The organism is Microcoleus sp. B4-C2 (assembly GCF_036705265.1).
Taxonomy (GTDB): domain Bacteria; phylum Cyanobacteriota; class Cyanobacteriia; order Cyanobacteriales; family Microcoleaceae; genus Microcoleus.
This window is the reverse complement of record NZ_JAUBUB010000054.1, coordinates 12,404-33,960: the sequence shown is the minus strand read 5'-3', so window position 1 is coordinate 33,960 and position 21,557 is coordinate 12,404. Positions and strand designations below refer to the sequence as shown.

Annotated in this window: 21 protein-coding genes; 9 read left to right on the top strand and 12 right to left on the bottom strand. The window is 46.4% G+C overall.

What is annotated here, in order from left to right; all coding sequences use genetic code 11:
* Window positions 1–31: 31 nt before the first annotated feature.
* Window positions 32–1,594 carry a pentapeptide repeat-containing protein gene (locus tag QUB20_RS16775; protein WP_333055793.1) on the bottom strand — a complete coding sequence of 521 codons (1,563 nt, stop codon included), beginning with the start codon at window positions 1,592–1,594 and terminating at the stop codon, window positions 32–34.
* Window positions 1,595–1,632: 38 nt separating this feature from the next.
* Here QUB20_RS16775 and QUB20_RS16770 point away from each other — a divergent pair, with 38 nt between their 5' ends.
* The 3 genes from QUB20_RS16770 to ccmS all read left to right on the top strand — a co-directional run bounded on the left by QUB20_RS16770 (window position 1,633) and on the right by ccmS (window position 5,077).
* Window positions 1,633–2,472 (top strand): prephenate/arogenate dehydrogenase, encoded by an 840-nt coding sequence (locus tag QUB20_RS16770; protein WP_333247573.1) that lies wholly within the window; start codon window positions 1,633–1,635, stop codon window positions 2,470–2,472.
* Window positions 2,473–2,679: 207 nt separating this feature from the next.
* The gene (locus QUB20_RS16765; RefSeq protein ID WP_333247571.1) at window positions 2,680–4,476 is read left to right on the top strand and encodes an ABC transporter ATP-binding protein; all 1,797 of its coding nucleotides are present in this window, start codon (window positions 2,680–2,682) and stop codon (window positions 4,474–4,476) included.
* Between the two features lie 169 nt (window positions 4,477–4,645).
* Entirely contained in the window at window positions 4,646–5,077 is a 432-nt protein-coding gene (gene ccmS, locus QUB20_RS16760; protein WP_333055796.1) for a beta-carboxysome assembly chaperone CcmS, read from the top strand.
* 306 nt (window positions 5,078–5,383) lie between these two features.
* Here ccmS and QUB20_RS16755 read toward each other — a convergent pair whose 3' ends face one another.
* The 3 genes from QUB20_RS16755 to QUB20_RS16745 form a co-directional block, all read right to left on the bottom strand.
* A complete protein-coding gene (locus QUB20_RS16755; RefSeq protein ID WP_333291500.1) occupies window positions 5,384–6,319 on the bottom strand; it encodes a fused MFS/spermidine synthase in 936 nt (311 codons plus the stop codon).
* Between the two features lie 419 nt (window positions 6,320–6,738).
* Window positions 6,739–7,341 (bottom strand): adenylate/guanylate cyclase domain-containing protein, encoded by a 603-nt coding sequence (locus tag QUB20_RS16750; RefSeq protein WP_333247567.1) that lies wholly within the window; start codon window positions 7,339–7,341, stop codon window positions 6,739–6,741.
* Between the two features lie 6 nt (window positions 7,342–7,347).
* On the bottom strand, window positions 7,348–8,079 hold the full coding sequence (locus tag QUB20_RS16745; protein WP_333247565.1) for a response regulator: 732 nt from the start codon (window positions 8,077–8,079) through the stop codon (window positions 7,348–7,350).
* A gap of 325 nt (window positions 8,080–8,404) precedes the next feature.
* Between QUB20_RS16745 and QUB20_RS16740 the strand changes: the two genes are divergently transcribed.
* Complete coding sequence (locus tag QUB20_RS16740) at window positions 8,405–8,770, top strand: hypothetical protein (RefSeq protein ID WP_333238592.1); 366 nt, start codon at window positions 8,405–8,407, stop codon at window positions 8,768–8,770.
* Here QUB20_RS16740 and QUB20_RS16735 read toward each other — a convergent pair.
* Complete coding sequence (locus QUB20_RS16735) at window positions 8,759–9,424, bottom strand: iron ABC transporter permease (protein WP_333247562.1); 666 nt, start codon at window positions 9,422–9,424, stop codon at window positions 8,759–8,761. The two genes, QUB20_RS16740 and QUB20_RS16735, sit on opposite strands and share 12 nt — an antisense overlap.
* A 485-nt stretch (window positions 9,425–9,909) precedes the next feature.
* On the opposite strand from QUB20_RS16735, the gene QUB20_RS16730 reads away from it, so the two are divergent.
* The 4 genes from QUB20_RS16730 to QUB20_RS16715 all read left to right on the top strand — a co-directional run bounded on the left by QUB20_RS16730 (window position 9,910) and on the right by QUB20_RS16715 (window position 13,470).
* Window positions 9,910–10,938 (top strand): GTP-binding protein, encoded by a 1,029-nt coding sequence (locus QUB20_RS16730; RefSeq protein WP_333238596.1) that lies wholly within the window; start codon window positions 9,910–9,912, stop codon window positions 10,936–10,938.
* 155 nt (window positions 10,939–11,093) lie between these two features.
* A complete protein-coding gene (locus tag QUB20_RS16725; RefSeq protein WP_172189131.1) occupies window positions 11,094–11,540 on the top strand; it encodes a SufE family protein in 447 nt (148 codons plus the stop codon).
* A gap of 14 nt (window positions 11,541–11,554) precedes the next feature.
* Complete coding sequence (locus QUB20_RS16720) at window positions 11,555–12,460, top strand: alpha/beta hydrolase (RefSeq protein ID WP_333247560.1); 906 nt, start codon at window positions 11,555–11,557, stop codon at window positions 12,458–12,460.
* Between the two features lie 53 nt (window positions 12,461–12,513).
* Window positions 12,514–13,470 carry a DUF6282 family protein gene (locus QUB20_RS16715; protein ID WP_333247557.1) on the top strand — a complete coding sequence of 319 codons (957 nt, stop codon included), beginning with the start codon at window positions 12,514–12,516 and terminating at the stop codon, window positions 13,468–13,470.
* Between the two features lie 54 nt (window positions 13,471–13,524).
* Here the strand turns inward: QUB20_RS16715 and QUB20_RS16710 are convergent, their stop codons facing one another.
* From QUB20_RS16710 to QUB20_RS16695, 4 genes are all read right to left on the bottom strand, one after another.
* Window positions 13,525–14,463: a hypothetical protein gene (locus QUB20_RS16710; RefSeq protein ID WP_333247555.1), complete on the bottom strand. Its 939-nt coding sequence runs from the start codon at window positions 14,461–14,463 to the stop codon at window positions 13,525–13,527.
* 186 nt (window positions 14,464–14,649) lie between these two features.
* Window positions 14,650–15,825 carry an ATP-grasp domain-containing protein gene (locus tag QUB20_RS16705; protein ID WP_333247553.1) on the bottom strand — a complete coding sequence of 392 codons (1,176 nt, stop codon included), beginning with the start codon at window positions 15,823–15,825 and terminating at the stop codon, window positions 14,650–14,652.
* Window positions 15,826–15,847: 22 nt separating this feature from the next.
* Window positions 15,848–16,909 (bottom strand): DMT family transporter, encoded by a 1,062-nt coding sequence (locus QUB20_RS16700; RefSeq protein ID WP_333247551.1) that lies wholly within the window; start codon window positions 16,907–16,909, stop codon window positions 15,848–15,850.
* Window positions 16,910–17,051: 142 nt separating this feature from the next.
* Window positions 17,052–17,552, bottom strand: coding sequence for a thioesterase family protein (locus QUB20_RS16695; RefSeq protein WP_333247549.1), 501 nt, complete (start codon window positions 17,550–17,552; stop codon window positions 17,052–17,054).
* Between the two features lie 144 nt (window positions 17,553–17,696).
* Between QUB20_RS16695 and QUB20_RS16690 the strand changes: the two genes are divergently transcribed.
* Complete coding sequence (locus QUB20_RS16690) at window positions 17,697–18,548, top strand: universal stress protein (RefSeq protein WP_333238609.1); 852 nt, start codon at window positions 17,697–17,699, stop codon at window positions 18,546–18,548.
* Window positions 18,549–18,808: 260 nt separating this feature from the next.
* Here QUB20_RS16690 and psbM read toward each other — a convergent pair whose 3' ends face one another.
* From psbM to QUB20_RS16675, 3 genes are all read right to left on the bottom strand, one after another.
* Window positions 18,809–18,922, bottom strand: coding sequence for a photosystem II reaction center protein PsbM (psbM, locus tag QUB20_RS16685; RefSeq protein ID WP_015177760.1), 114 nt, complete (start codon window positions 18,920–18,922; stop codon window positions 18,809–18,811).
* Between the two features lie 281 nt (window positions 18,923–19,203).
* Complete coding sequence (locus tag QUB20_RS16680) at window positions 19,204–19,500, bottom strand: 2Fe-2S iron-sulfur cluster-binding protein (RefSeq protein ID WP_333055813.1); 297 nt, start codon at window positions 19,498–19,500, stop codon at window positions 19,204–19,206.
* A gap of 119 nt (window positions 19,501–19,619) precedes the next feature.
* A complete protein-coding gene (locus QUB20_RS16675) occupies window positions 19,620–21,464 on the bottom strand; it encodes a TolC family protein (protein ID WP_333247546.1) in 1,845 nt (614 codons plus the stop codon).
* Window positions 21,465–21,557: the final 93 nt, after the last annotated feature.

The window sequence follows — 21,557 nt, the reverse complement described above, 5'->3', positions numbered from 1 at the left end:
TAAGCATTTTCTGTAACTTGATGCAATATGCTTAAACATCTATATTGTGGAAGCCTTTTATAAAATCCAAAATGCTACTGATATTAGTTTGAGCCAATTTTGCGATCTCGGCTAACTTGCCAGAGGTTGAGTTACTTGGGTCGTATTTTTTAATCAGGCGCTTGCCGAAGGCTGGGTGGTGATATACGCTGAGTCTTTGGTCGCGGGAATTAATTAAGATCATTTGTGTGGGAATTTGAAAGAAATTGATGCTTTCGCCGATTTTTGGAAAAGAACTGGAAATTTTGATTTGGTCTACTTTGCTGATAGCTTGGTTGAGAGCTTTGCTACATAACTGAACGTGTTTAGATTCTTTGACGTTAAGTTTGCCTGCATCGTGGGATTGAATCATTTTCATCAAAGCTATTAGGTTTTTTTGAGTTATGGCAGCGTCGTTAAAAGGAATGATGGCAACGTAAGCGGTGGCAAATAATTTATCGTCGCTGTCCATTTTAAAGGCGAGTACGGTGCGTCTGGAGCTGACTTCGATCGTGGGAGGCTGACTTAAACTCGGGTATTGTTGGGCAATTTGGTAATAAGTTGCAGCTAGTGCAAAATGAGCGCCTTGGTCTAAGGGCGAGTCAATTACAATCCGAACTGTGGGCAAGGTTTCGTGAAAAAATTCGTGGGTTCCTCCTGAGTTCAACCAGTAAATTTGGCTGTGGTCGCCGTTGGGGCTCAGATCGACCCACTTGCAGGTCATGCCTTCGGTTTTGATGCCCAGTCGCGAAACTGCGTGGAGTTTGGCTCCGGTTAAGGTGGCTCCGGTTAAGTCGGCTCCAATCCAGTCGGCGCGGATCAGATAGGCATTTGTCAGGTCGGCGTGAACTAAGCTGGCATTGAGCAAGTTGGCGTGGCAGAGGTCGGCTCGGCTGAGGTCGGCACCGCTCAATTTTGCTTCGCTGAGGTCGGCCCAGCGGAGATTGCAACCGCTGAGGATTGCCCAGCGCAAATTGACGCCGCTGAGGTCGGCGCCGCTGAGTACGGCTTGAGTTAGGTTGGCTTGTCTCAGTTCTGTGCCTCGCAAGTCGGCGCCGCTGAGGTCGGCTCGGCTGAGGTCGGCTCCTTGCAGGTTGGCTTGTTCGAGGTTGGCTTCTGTCAAGCACGCGCCGCTGAGGTGAGCGCCTCGAAGGTTGGCTTGAGCGAGGTTGGCTCCTCGAAGGGTGGCTTCGGTGAGGGTGGCGCCGCTGAGGTTTGCGCCGCTGAGGTTTGCGCCGCTGAGTTCGGCTCGAATGAGCTCGGCTCTGATCAGTTTCGCTCCTATGAGTATGGCTTTTTTGAGGTCAACTCGCACTAGGTAAGCGACGTTGAGGTCGGCGTCGGTGAGGTCGGCGCCGCCTAGATGGGCGCCGCTGAGTCTGGCGATGTTGAGTTTGGCACCTGTGAGGTTGGTTTTGCTGAGGTTGGCTCCGCTCAGGTTTGCTACACTCAGATTCGCACCCTTGAGGTTGGCTCCGCTCAAGTTGACGCCGCTGAGGTTGGCCTCAGTCAGGTTGATTCCGGCAAAGTTTCTTTCTCCGGCGGCATATTTCTTCAGGAGTTCCTCGACTGTCATGGGGGCGGCACCGTATCAAATATCCCCATTTTATTGCTATGAATATCGGTATTGTCGGACTGGGTTTAATTGGTGGCTCGATCGGGCTGGATTTGCGATCGCGCGGGTTTAATGTTTTGGGGGTTTCGAGTCGGCAGCAGACTTGCGATCGGGCGCAAGCTCGCGGTGTTGTCAATGAAGCCAGCATAAACCTGTCTCTGATGGCAGCAGCCGATGTGGTTTTTATTTGCACGCCACTGGGGTCGATCGAGCCGATCGTCCGAGAGTTGGTGCCCTATCTTTCCCCTGATACCATTGTAACCGATGTCGGTTCCGTAAAAACACCCATAGTGCAGGCTGTGTCTTCTCTGTGGCCGAATTTTGTAGGGGGACACCCGATGGCGGGGACTGCTGAAAGCGGAATCGAGGCTGCGGTACCTGATTTGTTTGTGGGCCGGCCTTATGTGGTGACGCCGACTGCCCAAACGCCGGCGTTTGCTGTGGATAAGGTTGAGGAAATTGCCCGGTTGCTGGGTGCTAAAGTTTACCGATGTGAACCGGAAGAGCACGATCGAGCTGTGGCTTGGATTTCTCATTTGCCGCTCATGGCGAGCGCGACGCTGGTTGCTGCGTGCGATCGAGAGGGCGATCAGGATATTGTTAATTTAGCCCAACATTTGGCGAGTTCGGGTTTTCGGGATACGAGCCGGGTGGGGGGTGGCAATCCCGAACTGGGAGTGATGGTGGCAAAGTACAATCGAGAGGAATTATTGCGATCGCTCTCTATTTACCGCGACACTCTCGACGAGTTTATCAGCGATATCGCAGCCGAAAATTGGCAAAGTCTCGAACACAAGTTGAAGCTGACTCAACAAGCGAGACAGAATTACAACTTGTGATCCAAAATTTACCAGCCAATTCAACCAGTAATTCACGTTCAGATTGAGGCGCAAATAGTTGGTGTAGTCGCTAAAATGAAGCGAGTGTTAACGTTTAAAGCCTAGGAACCGGGCTTTTGAGAATTAACAATTAAACAAAGGTAAGGTGCGCGCCGATCACCCTACTAATTTCTAATTCTCGGCCCAATTTCGGATGCCCCATGCCCTATGAATGATTCTCAAGCATCACCAAATCCATCAAAACCTGTCCATCCCCTCAAGCGGCTGCTGAAGTACGGGCGCCGCTACCGCCTGAAAGCTTGGCTGGCAAGTATCTGTTCGCTGCTGAATAAATTCTTTGATTTAGCGCCGCCAGCATTAATCGGTATTGCCGTTGATGTGGTGGTGAAACAGCAAGATTCTATCCTCGCTCAATGGGGCATAAAAGATGTTTTTTGGCAACTGGCAATTATCACTGTTTTGAGCGCGATTGTTTGGACGTTGGAATCTGTTTTTGAATATGCCTATGATTATTTGTGGCGCAATTTGGCTCAGGATATTGAACACGATTTGCGTCTGGAAGCTTACAGTCATTTGCAGGAATTAGAATTAGCTTATTTTGAAGAACGCAGCACGGGCGGTTTGATTTCTATTCTTAACGATGATATCAATCAACTCGAACGTTTTTTGGACGACGGCGCTAATGAGGTGATTCAGGTAATTACAACGGTTGTTGTGATTGGGGCGGCTTTTTTTGCGGCCTCTCCTCTTGTTGCTGGGCTGTCAATGCTGCCGATACCTTTTATTATTTGGGGTTCGATCGCCTTTCAAAATCGCCTTGCTCCTTTCTATGCTGATGTGCGGGAAAAGGTGAGTTTTCTGAACGGGCAACTGTCGAATAATTTGATGGGAATTACTACTATTAAAAGTTTTACTTCCGAAGATTATGAAATTCAGCGCATAGAAACACAAAGCCAAGCTTACCGCCAAAGCAACCGACGGGCGATCGTACTTTCGGCAGCTTTTATTCCGCTGATTCGGGTTGTGATTTTCTTGGGGTTTATTGCAACACTATTTTTGGGCGGTTTGGAGGTGGTGGCGGGCAGATTGTCTGTGGGAACTTACAGCGTTTTGGTATTTTTGACCCAGCGGTTGTTGTGGCCGCTGACTCGCCTGGGAGATACTCTGGATCAATACCAGCGCGCCATGGCTTCGACTAATCGGGTGATGAATTTGTTGGATACTCCGATCGCAATTCGCACGGGTGATATTCGGCGGCCGGTTAGTTCGATTAAGGGTGAATTGGAATTTAAAAATGTTACGTTTTCTTATAATCAAAGAAAACCAATTTTGCAGTATTTTTCTTTGAATCTGCCGGCGGGAAAAACTACTGCGATTGTTGGGGCGACAGGTTCCGGTAAAAGTACGCTAGTGAAACTAATATTGAGGCTGTACGAGGTACAGCATGGCAATATTTATCTCGACGGTATAGAATTAAATAACCTGAATTTAAAAGATTTGCGGAGAGCGATCGGATTGGTGAGTCAAGATGTGTTTTTGTTTCACGGTACGGTGGCAGAAAATATTGCTTACGGCAGTTTTGAGGCAAGCAATCGAGAGATAGTAAATGCTGCGAAAATTGCTGAAGCGCACGAGTTTATCGCGCAATTGCCGGACGGTTACAACACTATTGTAGGGGAACGCGGTCAAAAATTGTCGGGGGGTCAGCGGCAGCGAATTGCAATTGCGAGGGCTGTTTTGAAGAATCCGCCGATTTTGATTCTTGACGAAGCTACTTCAGCGGTGGATAACGAGACTGAGGCGGCAATTCAGCGATCGCTCGAACGAATTACCAAGAATCGCACTACAATTGCGATCGCCCACCGTCTTTCTACTGTCCGCAATGCCGATTGCATTTGTGTCATGGAAGAGGGGCTGGTGGTAGAATCGGGGCAGCACGAACAACTGATCGAACAGGACGGAATTTATGCGGCGCTCTGGCGCGTGCAATCTGGTATAAGATAGAAACGCAGCGGTTTTGGGTAATTGGGAATTGCTAATTTGTAATTGGGGATGGGCTTTTGGGCATGGGTAACTAATGACAACAGTCAACAGCCAACTGCCAACCGCCAACTGCCAACTGCTAACTGACAACTGACTGCAAAATATTAGTTTCTACAAGCAAGAAGAGAAAATGTTTCTATTTGATAGCCCTGAGTCCAAACCCAACGAAAATAGCTGGAGTCGAAAATTAGATAAATTTGTGAAAGCTAATCAAAATGAATTGGCTGCTTTGGCTTGGGGGCTATTTCTGGAAAGGGGAGAGGAAAGCGAGGAGATTTTGGCAATTGATATTGCAGAAACTGCGCGTTTTGTGTATTGTAAGAAAGAGGCGGTTGAAGAGTTGAACCGTCAAGTTAAAAGTCATATTCAGGAAGTTGTAGGTGTGTTAAACGCTCACAAACCTGAGAAGGAAGTGGCGATTTTGGCGATCGGGGAAGGTCAAATTAAGTTGATTCTTTTTGAACCTAAGCCTGAACCTCCTGTTTGTTTTGAGGAAGCCGCAACAGATGTTGATACATTGTTGGCTAAGCTGGAACAGCAGATGGTTGAATGTATGAAATAGCAGTTATATCAAATCCGGTGGCATCGGAATTGATATTACCTACAGTCAGGAGACGACGCTGTGCGGTTTCCCGAAAATAAATCGGGCGATGGTTATATCTCTTATCGAGGAAGATTGATTATGTTGGCGTAGGGAAACGGCAATGTTGTGTCGTCAGTTGCCCTATTGTCGATGGTTATATTCGATCGCACTCTGAGGGCAATTTTATCCCATAGTCTCTTTCAATCCCTGGGTGCTCTCAACTTCCTATTAGCAACAGGCAAGATGCCTGTTCCACAAAGAGTAAACCCGGACTTATTATAGATATCAGAATAACCAGCAATCAAAATAACCAGCGGGCGGCGAATCGTCATGCAAAATTTGAGATCGATATAAATTAGGTACAGATTCCGCCAATTCTGTACCTAATTTTACTTCCCGCGCTCTTTCTGTTAATGGAAATGAAAATTGATAGCCATCTTGCAAATATTTTGCCCTAGCAACAATCTCATTCTTCTCTAAAATAGCGCTGTTGCTACCAATCAAAACAGTGTTAATGTCCTTCCACGGACACACGCACACCTGGGAAAATACGCTTTGAAAAGTCTTGATTTTTTCCGCATAAAACTGATCTCTTTGCAGCATATTTGCTACCACAACTCCCTCGCTTGACAAGTGTTTTTCGCAGATTTGATAAAATTCTTTGGTGGATAGGCGATGCGGAAAGTAGCCGTTGCCAAAAGCTACGTCGATCATGATGATATCGTATTGAGTATCGGATTTTTGCTGCTCTAAATACTCTCTGCCGTCTTGAATTGTCACACTCAGCCGATCGTCCAATTTTACCCCAAAACACTTTGTAGCTGCTTCGATCGCGATCGGGTCTACATCCGCACATTCTATAACAGTGTCGGGCAAATAGTGGTGCAAAACTAAGGGAATTCTGCCGCCGCCAAAACCAGCAATGTAGATTCTTTGAGGTTGGCTTTGCCACACTAAACCCAACATCATCGCCTGAGTATATTCAGACACTAGATGTAAAGGATGGTTGAAATCGAAAACAGATTGCAGTAAATCTGTTTGCCGATTTACTTTTTCTACTAAAGATAGCTTAATGTGCGATCGATCTTTTGTGACTGCAACATAGTGAACTCCCGAATCTTGGCAAAAAATGATTCCATCCGGCTGTTGTTGCAGCCAAGTAAGCCGCTGCTGAATGGCGGCTAAATTCATAGGTTGCCAATTTTGGGGGCGATCCATCATCTGATTTTAAATTTTATTAGGACTAAGGTAAGCTTGTCAAAATTAGTAAGGTACGTCAATCGATTTTAGATTTTAGATTTTAGATTTTAGATTGAAGCATTGGTCCCACGAATAAATTCGGGGGCTCCTTTATCGGATACAGGTTTTTTATTTCTGGACGGATGAATCCGGGGGGTTGTATCCTGGATGCTTTCGGTCAGTTCAAAACTCTCAATTATCACTTGATAACGCAAGTCTGACGCACCCTACAAGTCTTACAGCACATTCCACGTTTATGAATTACAGCCGCTTCTTGCTATCTCCCTACTTCATAAACCTGGAATACGCTGTATTTTTTAATTTCGCGCAGGCGGACGAAACTTGGTGTAGACGCGATTTAAATCGCCGAGTCTTCCAAGATATAACAATAGAAATTAAGTTTATTCAAGCCGCTTGTACGCCACCAATTCCAAACCTGAAATCGAAAGTTCCATTTTTTCCCAATCTTGCTTGTCACCTTCCAACTTTTCAAAGGCTGCTGAGGTAAGCAAAATCTCTCCGCGTTCCGCCAAATCCTCTCCCAGCTTGGATGCCAGATTAAATTCCGATCCGTACATATCCTCTCCTTCCAGCATCAAAACATCCCCACAGCCAATACCAATGCAGAGGTAAATGTCCATCTCCGGCGGCAGTGTGGTGTTGACAGCCGCCGTTTGTTTCAAAGAGTCGATCGCAGCTTCCACCGCTGATTTGACATCGGAAAAAACTGCAAAAATATTGTCTGCTTCCTCCTTAACTACAGTGCCACCGTATTCGGAAATTATCGGTTTGACAATTCCGTGCATCCGGTGAATCATTGCCAAAAAATGAATGATTCCGTAGCGGACTGTCGTGCGCGAAAATCCCGACATATCCATTACTAAAATTGCGTAATTTTTGCGGAAAGTTGAATTTATTTTTTCATCAATTTCCGCCATTCTTTCGGGATGTTCGTTTCTTTCTTGCAGCAGCTTTTCTAAGTTAGCGCGGTTATTTGTTTTCATCTTTGTTTAATTAAATTCCCAATCGCGACACACTTCTTGAGGGCGGCCAGCAGGATGCACTGCACAAGTGATGCCATCCTTACCGTAATAATAATCGCAGACTTTGCAAGGTTTAGTTTGCTCTAATTTTTTCATCAAAGTTGCCCGGATTGTCTGGACTCGGTTGCGATACTTGTTTGCATTCGAGTGACTCGGTTCAATTGCCAAAGCTTGCTCGAAAGCTGCTAAGCTGGAATCGTACAATTTAATAATTTGGGAACTGTATTTTGTCCAAGCATCGGCATGGCTTTGATAGAGTTCGATTGTACTTAAGTTTAAAATTCCGTATTCTGTCCAAGCGTCGGCTGAAGCTCGATCGAACTTAATATTGGCATTTAGCAAAACTTTTTTGATCGTTGCCAAAAGTTCCCTCGGCTGCCAAGGTTTGCTAACATAAGCCTCGGCGCGATCGCCCTGGAACCTCGCAAATAAAGCTAACTGCTGTCCCTTGCCTGTTAAAAATACCACCGGTATGTTCCGAGTTTCGGGATTAGCTTTAATTAAACGACAAACCCCGTAGCCGTCCAGACGGGGCATTATGACATCTAATAATACTAAATCGGGGCAATTTTTCTCGATTTTATCCAGCGCTTCCACACCGTCAGATGCCTGAATTACATTCAATCCGCTGCATCTCAACTGATGTGAAATGCACTCCCGTTGGCTGCGGGAATCTTCCACCACTAAAACTGTACTCATCACTCCCCACCTGGTTTTTGAGGTAAACTTGTTCGCTGCTTCGAGTAACCCTTGCTGAAATCAGTTTACCCACATTGGAAGAGTTTTTTATCACTGGCTAGCTAAATTTACTGAAATTGCAACAAATCTTAAACTGGGGAGCCAAGGTGATACTTATCAGAAAATGCTGGTTGCTAATACCCGGACAATTGTTGAAGGTTTAAACGGTAAATATTCGGCTTTTAAGCCTTAATAACGGCAAATCGTACTGATGTCTGACGAAAACCTTGTTGAATTGCAACAGATAATCGGCTATTGTATACATTAAAGTTCTTAAAGACGACAAATGAATCGATTGCTCCTCACTTTATTGGTAAGTCCGACGCTGTTTGGATCTGTGATGTCTTTGAGCGCGATCGCCAATCCCGCTCTAATTGGCGAAATACCAGCCCAATCGGCTGATTCGCCTCAATGCGTGCGATCGCCCCACACTCAGCGCCTGAGTTGCGTGCGGCTTTCTGGCAAGTCTGCTGCTGCTAATTCTAAAGTAAGAATCAGTTGGCAGCGCCCGGGTGAAGAACGGGTGGCGATGCTGGATTTTTCGGAAGCAGAAAGCGATGAGGCGGTGGCGCTGTTTGGCTGCGACTGTCAGATGTGTATCAACTCGCTGCGACAGTTGCGCGGTTTGCCACCTCTGGATCTAGCTTCTTGATGGCGATCCGACAGCATTGGGAGTCAGGCTCAAAAACCAGGTTTCCGATCGCTGCGGGCTTTGGAATGCCTTTAGCTTTCTCACTTTTAGAGAAACCAAAGCCAGCAAATTTATCGATCGCCCCAAAAAACATCCTAACAGCAAAGCAGCCAAAATATAAGGTGCAGCAACCTGCAAATCCGACCAACCGCGACCGTTCAAACTACCGATTAACCAATTCAAAGCAGCTTGCAAGCGGCTGTCTTCAGCTAACAGCAACAGTGTAGTTTGTATTGCCCCAAAAAGAGAACTCACAGCCACACCAGCTAAAACCAAACGTTCCACAGAAATTCCCGTTTTAGTTTTTCCTAAAAAGTATACCAGCATCGAAGTTAAAATAGCACCTATCCAAGCCGCCAAAGGCACCCAACTTTGAAATATTCCCAAAGTCAGCATGGTAATCGCAACCAACCCTGCACCCGCCGAAATTCCTAATACAAAAGGATCTGCTAAACCGTTGCGGAGTAACCCTTGCAGCAAAGCCCCCGACATTCCTAAAGCCGCACCAACCGTCAGCGCTGCCGCAACTCTGGGCAAACGCAATTCCCATAAAATAGTTTGATTGACAGCATCGCCTTGGTGCAGAAATGCTTGCCACAATTGATCGGCACTCATGGGTACCGCACCAAAAGAAAGCGAAAGGGCGAGGGTTAATAGCAAACCCAATCCTAAGAATACAACTGCCTAAAAACTCGATATTTTAGCCAGATTTTTTTCACAATATATTATACCGCTTTGCTTTTAGATAAATAACATTTTTACATAGTTATTTCTGCGCGATCGCCCAAACTCCTAAGAAACAATCCGGCTAGTTACTAAATACCATCTATTCTCCTGTTTGTGGATAGATCGCGCTCGTTAACTACAGTAACCTCTTCCGATTAACGCTCGATCGGAGATATTGCACCGATCTGTAATTGTAGAGCTTGCGCGCCAACCGCATTTTCACGTATAATGAGAATGATTATCAAATAAAATGCGCGCGATCGGCTCGATCGCCCGTATCTTAGCAGAGGCGATCGCACCGGGCTGTCAGCGATGAGGTGCGATCGGCTTTGCAAATTAACAGCAAGGTCTCTACAATTAACCAACGAATAACAATGACTAATCTCACCGTACAAACCCCAGATTTAATTGCCGATCTTCCCAAAAGAGGGATGCCAGTAACTATAATTACCGGATTTCTCGGCAGTGGAAAAACCACTTTGCTCAATCAAATACTCAAAAATCGCCAAGACTTAAAAGTTGCGGTTTTAGTTAACGAATTTGGCGATATAAACATCGATTCGCAGCTTCTACTTTCTACAGACGATGACATGGTAGAACTTAGCAACGGTTGCATATGTTGCACTATTAACGAAGGCTTAGTCGATGCAGTTTACCGAGTTTTAGAAAGAGAAGAACGCATCGACTGCATGGTGATTGAAACCACCGGAGTGGCCGACCCGCTGCCGATTATCCTGACATTTGTCGGCACCGAATTGCGGGATTTAACTAATCTAGATTCTGTACTTACCGTAGTCGATAGCGAAACCTTCACTCCCGATCATTTTGACAGCGAAGCAGCTTTTAAACAAGTGGCATTTGCAGATATTGTGCTGCTAAACAAAACCGATCTCGCTCCTCCAGAAAAAGTAGAAGAGTTAGAATCTTACATTCGCACAGTTAAGGAAGGAGCGAGAATTTTACACTCTCGATATGGTGAAGTTCCTCTACCCTTAATTTTGGGTGTGGGTTTAACGCAAGCAGATATTTTCAACAGTCTTGAAATTGAGGAAAAACACGAACACCATCACGAACACCATCACGAACACCACCATCACGGACATCAATCTCATCACTTAGATAACGACGGATTTATTTCACTATCATTTGAGAGCGATCGACCTTTTGATGTCCGCAAATTTCAAGAATTTCTCACGGAAAAAATGCCCTTCGATGTATTTCGGGCAAAAGGAATTCTCTGGTTTAACGACAGTCCGATGAGACACATATTTCAACTCAGCGGCCCCAGATACGAACTAGATGCTTCGGAATGGTTTACCGCACCTAAGAATCAACTCGTAGTCATCGGCCGCAACTTAGATATCGCTCAAATTCGAGAACACCTGAACAGTTGTTTAGTTTAAGATCGTGTCTTAAAAACCCATGAGGACACGGCATTGCCGTGTCCCTACTATCTCATGCGTAAGTCCTAATCTCAAATCTAAAATCTCAAATCGATCGCCCTTCCTGCTACAATCGAAGGTATAATATTAACGAAGTAAACCGCTACGAGTGAATCATGTCTGCAAACACCGCGCTACCTGCTGCTTTAGCTAAAATCGTTCAGCGCTTTCAGCGACATTCCGATCCGAAACAACGCTACGAACAACTGCTGTGGTATGCCAAGCGACTCCCAGCATTTCCCGAAAGCGATAAACTGCCGGAAAACAAAGTTTCTGGCTGCGTGTCGCAAGTTTATATTACCGCAAATTTGGCAGACGGAAAAGTTCTGTATCAAGGCGATTCAGACGCTCAGTTAGTCAAAGGATTAGTTGGCTTGCTGGTGGAAGGTTTGAGCGGATTAACGCCTGCTGAAATTGTCACCATTACCCCAGATTTTATTCAAGACACGGGATTGAATGTGAGTCTGACACCTTCCCGCGCTAACGGATTTTACAACATTTTTCAAATGATGAAAAATAAGGCACTTGCTTGTGAATTAAGCAAGCAAGCCGAAGCAAATTAAAAGAATAAACAGCCATGACTCAAACTACAAATTTAACAAAATCAAATTCTGGCCAGTATTCCGCCGCAGTTCAAGAATATCTGTGGAATTGGAAAGAAACCCAAATCAAAGTTATTTACGAAACCAGAGGGCAGGGAAATCCTGTATTGTTGCTGCCGGCATTCAGTACGGTTTCGACGCGAGAAGAAATGCGTCCTTTAGCAGAATTGTTAGCTTCTAACTTTCAAGTTATGAGTTTAGATTGGCCGGGCTTTGGCGAATCCGATCGCCCGCGAACCGACTATCAACCGCAATTATATCATCAATTTCTCAAGGATTTTGTTGAGTCAATTTTTAATAGTCCTGTGGCTGTAGTTGCGGCAGGTCACGCTGCGGGTTATGTGATGCAATTAGCGCAATCACAGCCCAATGTTTGGTCAAAGATTGTCTTAGCAGCGCCGACTTGGCGCGGGCCTTTGCCGACGATGAGCAAACAGCAAAGCGGCTGGCACGGAATGGTGAGAGAATTAGTACGATCGCCCTTACTGGGACAATTCCTATACAAACTCAACACTGCGCCGTCTTTCCTCAGTTTCATGTACCGCCGCCACGTCTACGCCGATGCAGCTAAAGTCACGCCAGATTTCATCCAAAGCAAATGGCAAGTGACGCAAAAACCAGGTGCTCGATACGGTTCCGCTGCCTTTGTGACTGGTGGTTTAGATACGGCAAAAGTGCGATCGGAATTTACAGATAAATTTCAACAATTAGCAGTGCCGGTGATGGTTGTAATTGCTGAAAATGCGCCGCCAAAATCAAAGGCTGAAATGGAAGCATTAACGGAATTACCGGGTGTTGAATCGCGAGTTATTCCCGGTTCTTTGGGTATGCACGAAGAGAATGCTGAAGCTTTGGCAAATGTGGTTAAATCTTTTATTTGAGAGGATTAAGAGGGGATGAACCGCAGAGGGCGCAGAGAACGCAGAGGGGAGGAATGCAAGCTGTTTTTTTAACGTTTGTTTGGATTTTTTGCTATTGGTTTTGTCTGCCAGTTTATGCTGTCGCAGATCCGCCGATAATCAATTTGCCCAAGAGTACGATCGAAAGTGCGATCGACTTTCACATTCATTCTTCTCCTGATGTGATTCCCCGCAGGTTGGATGATTTTGAAGTAGCGAAATTAGCTGCTAGGGCGAAGATGAAAGCTGTGGTATTGAAAAATCATTATGCCAGCACAGCAGCGCGGGCAGTTTTGGTTAATAAAATAGTACCAGAAATCGAAGTTTTCGGAGGAGTTGTTCTCAATCATTCGGTAGGCGGCATTAATCCCGACGCTGTTGACGCAATGCACCGCATCGGTGGCAAATACGGTAAAGTAGTGTGGCTGCCAACGGTTGATGCTGAGCATCACTTGCAGGTTTTTCACAAGCCGGGAATGGGGATTAAAGTTGCGGAAAATGGCAAGGTTTTACCGGAAACAGCAGCGGTGTTGAAGATTGTAGCTAAAGAGAATTTGGTATTGGAAACTGGTCATATTTCCTCAGAAGAAGTGATGGCAGTTGTAGCTGAAGCCAACCTGCTCAATATTAAAAACATCCTGATTACCCACGCAATGGCGGATGTACCCGGTTTATCCCTAAAAAATCTGCAAACAGCCGCCGCAGCCGGAGCTTTCTTAGAACTCGCATTTGTGAACGATTTGATGGGAGAAAATGCCGCTGATGAGGGTCACAAAAACTGGCATCAAGTTTCTATTAGTAAAATGGCAGCAGCGATTAAACTAATCGGAGCCGAGCATTTTGTTATGAGTACAGATTTGGGAAGAAAACCCGATCCTTTACCTGCTGAAGGCTACAAGTTATTTGTGGAAAAATTGATTGCTGAAGGCATTTCTCAGCCTGAAATTAATTTAATGATGAAGGAAAACCCCGCTCGATTGTTAGGAATTTAGGAGTAAATATGATGTCCGATTGCTGAGGGCTTCTGTCCTATCTTTGATTTCTAGTCAAGTAGCATCTACTTCAGGTTCTGGAGATTCTGGCTCGCCCGCTGGGGAGTTGGTTTGCAATTCTGATAGCTGCGAATTTAGCTGCAAACGTTCTTGATAGACGGTTTCTAAATGATTTTCTAATGCCCCTACTTGAGATTGCAGTTGATTTTGAGCCTGATTAGCTGTAGCGATTTGACTTTGAAATTCCGAGAGTTGAGAGTAAAGATACGATCGCTCTCTGTTAGCTGTCTCTAACTGGGATTGCAGTTGCGATCGCTCTGCTTCGACTAATTGCAGTTGATCTTGCAAACCAGATAGTTGAGACTGAAGTTGCTCGCGCTCTTGAATCGAGCGATCGAACTTAATTTGAGTTTCCGACAACTGGTACTGTACCTGCAATCTGCTTTGACTAGCCGTTTCCAACTGACTCTCAAATTCCGACAGCAGAGCATGAAATTGAGAACGTTCTGCATCAACCGCCTCTAACTCTGCTTGCATTTCCAGCAATTGAGCGTTAAGTTGCGATCGCTCCTGATCCGCAACTTCTAACTGCTCTTGAAGTTCTGCCACTTCTGCTAACTGGGACTCAGCTTGTTGAGCATTTTCTAGCTGAAACTGCAAATCAGCAATCAGAGTATCAATTTGCGATCGATCCTGGGCAATTCCTGCCAAAAATTCTTCCATTTCTGACACTTGATTTTTTAACACTTCTTGCTCGCGAGTCACAGTTTCCAACCGACTTTGTAACTGAGACAATTCAGAATTTAGCTGATTTTCATTCTGCACCTTTTGCCGCAATTCCGAAGTTCGGGCATCCAACTGAGCAGCCAAATTCGATATCGCCTCCTGCGAACCCTGCATCCGTACCAAATTGCGTGAATTTCGCTTATTCAAAACTAGCCAGCAGACTGATGCCCCGCCTCCAAATCCTATGAATAAAAGTAATGCTTCCATTTGTGGTATCTAACTGATATAAATTGAGGGATTTTGATTATGACCAAAAAAGGGACATCCACAAATCGCGATCTTACTCAAAGCTATCACAACTTGCCAGCCTGTGTTGACTTTGCTCAACAATTTATATTTCTTTACAAATCCCTTTTGTTTACAGGTAAGGTGCAGCCCACCCTGCAAGTCCGATTAATGCAGCAAATCCACAATATGAGGAATAATTTCGATATGCTGAGTCAACAAATAATCCAACCTATCCGCCAATAAACTAAAAATTAAATCGTTATAACTCATCCCGTATTCCGCCAAACCTAAAGCTACCAAACTCGTCACATTTTCCCCTGGATGTTTCAGATCCGGTTTGGGATTTGCTTCCAAAACATAAAGCGTTCCATCAGCATCACTGCGGACATCAATCCGCACCAAACTGTTCAAACTAAACTCCCAATAAATTTTTCGAGCTAACTCAATTAACTCTTGTTTGAGTTCAGGTTCCTCACCGCCCATCAACCGTCCTCGATCTGCCGTAATCGCTTTTTTGTCCATAGAAGTAAAGATAAGTTCGTCAGGCTCCAGCACGCGCTCTATCGTGGAAAAAGCAAAAGGTTTTGTATTTTTAGAAAAACCGCTTTTAGCATATTTTACATAGCCACAAACTGCTACACAAAATTCTCGTCCAGGCAAATACTTTTCAATTAAAGCAGTATTGTGAGTAGCTCGGTGAACTTCCGAAACTGCCTCAGACAAACCCTCTATTTTGTCTACAAAATGAACGTGCAGCGAAGCGCGACCGGATACTGGTTTAACAACAAACGGCCCTTGATAGTCACCAAAAGCAATGGCAAAACGCTGATGCAAATTAGGCTGCAAAATCCCTTGAGAAGGATGCCACGTCATAAAAGGAGCGGTTTTAATTCCGACTGATTGCAGTTCCCGTTTAAAAGCGTGTTTGTTATCTAAAGTTGAACTATTTAAAGGATTGTGACCGACATAAGGCATTCCCAACATTTCCAACAATGCGGGAGTGTGACAAACAGGATTGTAGCCCTGGACTCCGCCAGTATTCAGCCACACTAAATGAATATTTTTTTGTTTGAGTTGTTCCGGCAGATTCATGTCATCAGGCATGACAAAGACTTGCTGAAAGCCAATTTCTGCTAAGGCTTTAGCAATCTCGCGGGCGACGATTTCGTAACTCTTCCAAGCGCGGGGATTGTGAGTTTTGTAAATCACTGATCCGGGGCGATCGCAGTCGCCGCCGAACACCACCGCAATCCGCAATTTAGCAAACAGCACCTCCAAATATTGAGGCAGCAAACTAAAGTCATAATGCCAGCGATTCATGCCAATTGATGTTGCAACCATTTAAGTTTATTTCCTGTGTGTTTTATTTTTTATCTGCCGAACTGCTAGATTTTGCCAAATATATTCCCGCCAAAACTACGGAGAAAGCAAACCAATTAAACAAGCTCAAACTTTCCGCAAACAGCACCCCGGCAATAATCGCAGTAATCACGGGTTCTAGCAGCAGGAAAAGAGCGACAAATCCCGACGACAAACGACCGAGACTGTGGATGAGCAGTCCCTGGCCGAAAGCTTGACAAATCACCGCCAAACCAATTACAGCCAGCCATCCCTGCCAAGAATAAGGGAAAACTCGATCGCCCGCCAGCAGAACCAGTGGCAAAACCAAGATACTACCAATAAAACAGCGCCACATCAATATAGTTGTCGCCGGAAACTTCGTTCGCAAATGTTCTGAAAGTAGCAGATTTCCTGCATAAAACATCGCCGATAAAAGAGCAGCAATGTCGCCGACTAGATTGTCTCCCGCCGTTTGCAAATCGTCCATTCCGATCGCAATTGCGCCAGAAAAAGCCACCGCCAGTCCCACCAAAAACCTGTTATCAAAGCGCCGCCCTAACAGCAGCCATCCCCCCAAAGTAGTAAATAAAGGAGTTAAGTTTCGCAGTACAGTAGAATTAGCGACATTAGTCTGAGTCAGTGACCAGGCCCAGAAACCCAAAGAAGCAGAAGAAACCACGCCTACGGCTGTTAACAACATCACATCCAGCAGAGTGTAGCTCGATCGCCCTTCAACTTGGGCCCCAGATATTCGGCGGCGCGCAGCATCCGCACCATTCCACAGTCCAAATACTACAGTTGCTATCCACAAACGGTTAAAAACAGTAGCATTCGGGCTGATTTCCCGTTCGCTCAACCTAATAAAAATCGCCGCCAGCGACACCGCTAGCAGCGCCGCAGACAGCGAAACGATCGCCCAAATTTTGCCTTGACTGTCAGCTAATTCACCGTTTTTTAAACTGTCTGGCTTTCCCGAAACTAGAGTTTTGTCTTCAGTTGTTAAGGCAGAGTTTAACTCGGTTTTTTCCAAAATATTGCGCTGAAGTTCAATATTTGGTTCTGGCAATTCCAGTTTTTTTGACATTATTAAAAGTTCCAATGAAGGCAGAAGGCAGTTGTGTAGGGTGCGTGACCAAAGAAAATTTTGGCGACGAATAAAGTGACTCAAAAGTCACGCACTCTACTTACTAGGGCTGCACCAACTATTTTTTATAGTTAACAGCAGCTTAGGTTGAAGGTTTAACAGAAAGCCTTGTCAAAGCCTCCTTTAGCGCCGGCGGCAATTGCCGGATAATCTTGTTCTTGTCGCGATCGACACCCACCAAAGTTACCTGTGCTGTCACATATAACTCCTGAGTCTCAGCCGATCGAATTTGGTAATCCCAAAGCAGTCGCACACCCTCGCTAGCAGCCATCCGCGTTCTGACTGCCACAGATTGACCCATTTGTACAGCCCGGTGGTAGCGCAGCGAAAGTTCCACCACAGGCAATTCCAAACCCTGCGCCACCCAGTCTGCATACTCGATGCCAAGAGAGCGCAAACTTTCCACCCTAGCTTCCTCCATCCAAGCCAGATAAGTCCCATGCCACACCACACCGCTGTAGTCAGTATGGTGAGGGTACACTCGCACCAAATATTCAAACCAGCCCTCAGAGTCCATCCCGCGCCGGTTTTGAATAGCACCAGCCGGTGCGAGTTCTGGTTGAGTTCGATCGTTCTCTAACACTTTACAAATCGTTCCAAAACGCTACATTTCTACAAATCATAAGACAAACTTCAGGCTTATGCTTGACAGTAAGCAACTAGAGTACCAACGCCCTAGTTTAACGTCGCACAAGAAAACTCAACTGTTTTTACCGCCAAAAAAACCATGATAGAAAAAATTTTAGTAGCCGTCGCCGGTCGCGGCTTGTGCGAAGAGATGTTTAATATGTTGATGGACATCCCTTCCTTGCAACAAACCTCTGTCACCGTCTTGCACGTCGTGCCGCCCCAAGTAACCTCCGATGGCATGGCCGAGAAACTGGAAGAAGGAGGAAAGATTTTAGCACAAGCAGTCCAGTCTTTGAAAATAGATCCCAGCAAAGTCAACCCCAGGCTCAAACAGGGAGACCCGAAAACCACAGTTTGCCAAGTCGCAGAAGAAGAACAATCCGACTTAGTAATTATGGGTTCCCGCGGACTCGGACGGCTGCAATCGATTTTGGAAAACTCAGTCAGCCAGTACGTTTTCCAGCTAACATCCAGACCGATGTTGTTAGTAAAAGACGACATCTACGTCAAAAAAATTAAGCGCGTCATGGTGGCGGTAGACAAATCAGAAGCTGCCAAACAGTCATTAGAGCTGGCGCTATCTTTGGTCAAAGAAGTCAGTGGCGGAGAGATAATTTTAGTACACGTCACCAAAGATTTGACGGGAAAATCCAGCACAGATTTAACAACAAGTGCTGAAAAAGACGCTGTATTGGCCCCAGCAGTAGCACTAACCAAACAAATGGGAGTTAGCTACCGCTGCGTGAGTGCTACAGGCAAGCCAGGGGAAGAAATTTGTCGGATTGCAGACGAAATGAATGCCGACTTGTTGGTAATCGGTTCCCCGGATCGGCGACCCAGCGTTGCCAAAAACTTTGTGGATATCGATCGACTCCTAGGAAATTCGCTATCAGACTACGTGCGAGTTTATGCCAACTGTCCCGTCTTGCTAGCCCGCACAGTCGGCTAGAATCTCATCGTTAACACTTAGGATCGCGAATTAAATAATTTACACTCTTGAAAGTGCGGAGTAGGGGTTGGGCTTATAGCCCGCCCTTTCTGGACGGGCGGGACGCCCATCTCACAAAAACCATCACGCATTGTAAGTTATTTAATTCTCATTCCTTAGCAGCTAACACTCAACAGTTAATAAAAAAAGCGCCTCAGCAAAAAGCTGTTGGCGCTTTTTTTTTGCAAGCAGCTTGCGCCTGACAGAAATAACAGCAGTTGCTAATCTTTTCTACCTTGACGGCTAGCTGTTTGAATGTACAGAATGATTAGAAAAACACTGGGAACCAATACAAACAGAATGGTTGCCACAAACCCTAAATCGTTAACTTCCATGAAGACGCTCGCCTCTATCGGAAAATAGAAAAACACACACAACTAGGATATCACTCAAAGGCAAAAGGCAAACTCGAAGACAGAAGAAGAGCTGACGGACAAGCGTCGAAACCCGCTTTCTGCCTGGATGCCTCCCTACCCAATCTCTTATTTGTCCTAGAAACCAAGTTTCTTTTCCTAGGCGAGCAAAAGGCGTGATTATACAGTGAAATAGGAAAAAAAACACAATTTTTGCATTCTGCATTTTTCTTTCTGTTAATCAACCTTCTGCCTTCTGAGAGTCACGGTTTAGTCTTGACGCTCACCGGGCCATTGACCATAGCTTGACAAGCCAACCGATAGTTTTCGGGCTTTTTCTTGAGCTTGCGGTTCTCAAAGTCAGTGCGGGGCGACAGATTTTCACTGCCCTCGACAATTTCCACAATGCAGGTGCCGCATTGACCGTAGCCCCCGCAATTCATCATCTTTCCCGAAAATGTGTACAAATCGATGCGGTTTTCTAGAGCTTTGAGCCTCAAATTGGCTCCGTCTGCTGCGATGACTTCCTGATTTTCCTTCACAAACTTGATATTGGCCATTGCCGATTCCTTAACGCAGTTGACATGGAACTCTATTACAAAATATTAACTAATGTGTCGGACGTTTAATACCCCGATGTCTAATTGTTCTGGTAATTAAAGCTCGCCCCAACTCAATCTCAAGGAGCATCCGAGAGGTTATTCGTCGGAAGATTGCTCACAGCCCGCTGGAGAGACGAAAGCCCCAGGTTGTAGGTGACAATTGCCGACAATCGGTTTCTCTCAGCCCTAGTCAAATCAGTTTCCGCCTGAATCACATCCGTCTGAGTACCTACACCAGCTTGAAACCGCAGTCTCGCCAGACGCAGAGCTTCCCTTGACTGCAAAACCCCCGCCTCAGAAGTTTCGATATTCTCAAAACTCGACTCTAAGCCAAAATAAGCTTGTTCTACTTCCCGGCGCACCTGATTGCGGAGTTGGTCAAATCGACTTTCGGCGATCGCAATATCAGCATCCCGCTGTTTCACCCTCGCGTTCGCCGCGCCCCCATCGAAGATACTCCAAGTCAGATTCGCCCGGATCGAATAACCATCGGCCCAGCCGCGAGAAGTATACGGATCGGGGTTATCAGGGTCTAGTCCCAGCACGTTGTAACCACCCCCAACACTCAGTTGAGGCAAACGCCCCGCCTGAATCGATCGCCTCTGCTGCTTGCTGATATCCCTCTGCACCAACTGCTGTTCCAACTCGGGGCGATTCCTAAAAGCCTGCACGATACTCTCTTCCAAAGACAGCCTCCAAGAGCCCGCTTGCTCTACCGGATCAGCCGCTGTCAAGTTCGCCGACTGGCTGACATTCAAAATCTCAGCCAGACGCCGCTGGGCAACTCGCTGATCGCGACGGGCAACTGACAGTTGTTGCACTTCGTTAGCCAAATTTGCCTGAGCCTGCAACACAGCAAACCGGGTTCCCACCCCTGCCCGTTCCAGGGCTTCGGCATCCCGCAAACTTTGCTGGGCATTTCTCACCGAAGCTTGGCGGATGGCAACTTGTCCGTCCGCGTTTTGCAAGGTGTAGTAAGCCTCAGCAGTGTCGAAGCGGAGTTCCTCGGCTTGGCGTTCCACATCCAATTCCCGAAGGCGCAACTGTTCCTCGGCCGCGCGGATGTTAGCCCGCCGTCTTCCGAACAAATCGATGTCATAGCTCAACTGCAAAGTGCTGTTGAGACTGTTGCTGCCGAAATTTGTGCCGGCTTGCTCGGCGGGTTGCCCGGTTCGGTTAGCCAGAGCGTTGAGGCGGCGTTGCCCAGCCCGGATTCCGAGTTCTCCGCCGGCAGTCACAGAGCGGCTGGCGTCCATTTGAAAATTCAGGTCTGGATAAAGAGCAGCTTGCTGTTCGCGCAAAGCTGCTCTGCTTTGTTCCACTTGCTGTCCGGCGATTTGCAAAACTTGGCTGTTGCGGCGCGCGAGGTCGATCGCCTGCTGCAAGGTAATTGACTCAGTTTGCTCGATCCTGACATCCTCCGGGTTTGTCGGAAACTGCAGGGGATTCGGGTTGGGTTCCAGGGAAGCCGGAGGCTTGGTGTCTAAAATACCCCTCGGAGGGACAGGGGGGAAACTTTCGTTCGGAGTGCCCCGGAGGATGGGTACCGGGGAACTGGGCACAGGAACATTGTTGGGAGGGTTCGGGGAAGGCTGCTGAGTCTGTGTCGGTTCCAAGCCTCTAAGAGGCGTTGCACCGGCCTGAGACAGAGTTGATGGGGAAGCCGGAGCAGCCTGTTGAGGCTTTGATGCTTGCTCGGTTCCAGTTGGGGGATTAAGGGCGATCGACTGTTCGGCCTGTGACGCTGATTCTGCCGCTGTGTTCGAGGTCGATCGAACCTTCTGCCCTAATTCGAGCTGATTGAAGCGGGCCAAACTGTCCTGAGATTGAGTCGGAGACTGTGCTGAAGCACTCTGTGGGGCGTTGCCCAAAGTAATTGCAGCGCCCACTCCGACTACGATGATTTGACGAAAAACACGCATAATTTTTTAATTACTCTGCAATCCTAGAGACAATTTTAGAGCAAGATTGAGGTCTCAAATTTCTAGTCTGTAGCCTGAACTCGACGGTTGCAA

What these genes read in the sequence shown, in the direction of transcription:
- QUB20_RS16710 (WP_333247555.1), bottom strand. Translation starts at nt 14,463, where the DNA reads ATGGAAGCATTACTTTTATTCATAGGATTTGGAGGCGGGGCATCAGTC.
- QUB20_RS16705 (WP_333247553.1), bottom strand. Translation starts at nt 15,825, where the DNA reads ATGGTTGCAACATCAATTGGCATGAATCGCTGGCATTATGACTTTAGT.
- QUB20_RS16765 (WP_333247571.1), top strand. Translation starts at nt 2,680, where the DNA reads ATGAATGATTCTCAAGCATCACCAAATCCATCAAAACCTGTCCATCCC.
- QUB20_RS16720 (WP_333247560.1), top strand. Translation starts at nt 11,555, where the DNA reads ATGACTCAAACTACAAATTTAACAAAATCAAATTCTGGCCAGTATTCC.
- QUB20_RS16675 (WP_333247546.1), bottom strand. Translation starts at nt 21,464, where the DNA reads ATGCGTGTTTTTCGTCAAATCATCGTAGTCGGAGTGGGCGCTGCAATT.
- QUB20_RS16735 (WP_333247562.1), bottom strand. Translation starts at nt 9,424, where the DNA reads ATGAGTGCCGATCAATTGTGGCAAGCATTTCTGCACCAAGGCGATGCT.
- QUB20_RS16700 (WP_333247551.1), bottom strand. Translation starts at nt 16,909, where the DNA reads ATGTCAAAAAAACTGGAATTGCCAGAACCAAATATTGAACTTCAGCGC.
- psbM (WP_015177760.1), bottom strand. Translation starts at nt 18,922, where the DNA reads ATGGAAGTTAACGATTTAGGGTTTGTGGCAACCATTCTGTTTGTATTG.
- QUB20_RS16770 (WP_333247573.1), top strand. Translation starts at nt 1,633, where the DNA reads ATGAATATCGGTATTGTCGGACTGGGTTTAATTGGTGGCTCGATCGGG.
- QUB20_RS16740 (WP_333238592.1), top strand. Translation starts at nt 8,405, where the DNA reads ATGAATCGATTGCTCCTCACTTTATTGGTAAGTCCGACGCTGTTTGGA.
- QUB20_RS16775 (WP_333055793.1), bottom strand. Translation starts at nt 1,594, where the DNA reads ATGACAGTCGAGGAACTCCTGAAGAAATATGCCGCCGGAGAAAGAAAC.
- QUB20_RS16730 (WP_333238596.1), top strand. Translation starts at nt 9,910, where the DNA reads ATGACTAATCTCACCGTACAAACCCCAGATTTAATTGCCGATCTTCCC.
- QUB20_RS16690 (WP_333238609.1), top strand. Translation starts at nt 17,697, where the DNA reads ATGATAGAAAAAATTTTAGTAGCCGTCGCCGGTCGCGGCTTGTGCGAA.
- ccmS (WP_333055796.1), top strand. Translation starts at nt 4,646, where the DNA reads ATGTTTCTATTTGATAGCCCTGAGTCCAAACCCAACGAAAATAGCTGG.
- QUB20_RS16750 (WP_333247567.1), bottom strand. Translation starts at nt 7,341, where the DNA reads ATGAAAACAAATAACCGCGCTAACTTAGAAAAGCTGCTGCAAGAAAGA.
- QUB20_RS16755 (WP_333291500.1), bottom strand. Translation starts at nt 6,319, where the DNA reads ATGATGGATCGCCCCCAAAATTGGCAACCTATGAATTTAGCCGCCATT.
- QUB20_RS16715 (WP_333247557.1), top strand. Translation starts at nt 12,514, where the DNA reads ATGCAAGCTGTTTTTTTAACGTTTGTTTGGATTTTTTGCTATTGGTTT.
- QUB20_RS16725 (WP_172189131.1), top strand. Translation starts at nt 11,094, where the DNA reads ATGTCTGCAAACACCGCGCTACCTGCTGCTTTAGCTAAAATCGTTCAG.
- QUB20_RS16680 (WP_333055813.1), bottom strand. Translation starts at nt 19,500, where the DNA reads ATGGCCAATATCAAGTTTGTGAAGGAAAATCAGGAAGTCATCGCAGCA.
- QUB20_RS16745 (WP_333247565.1), bottom strand. Translation starts at nt 8,079, where the DNA reads ATGAGTACAGTTTTAGTGGTGGAAGATTCCCGCAGCCAACGGGAGTGC.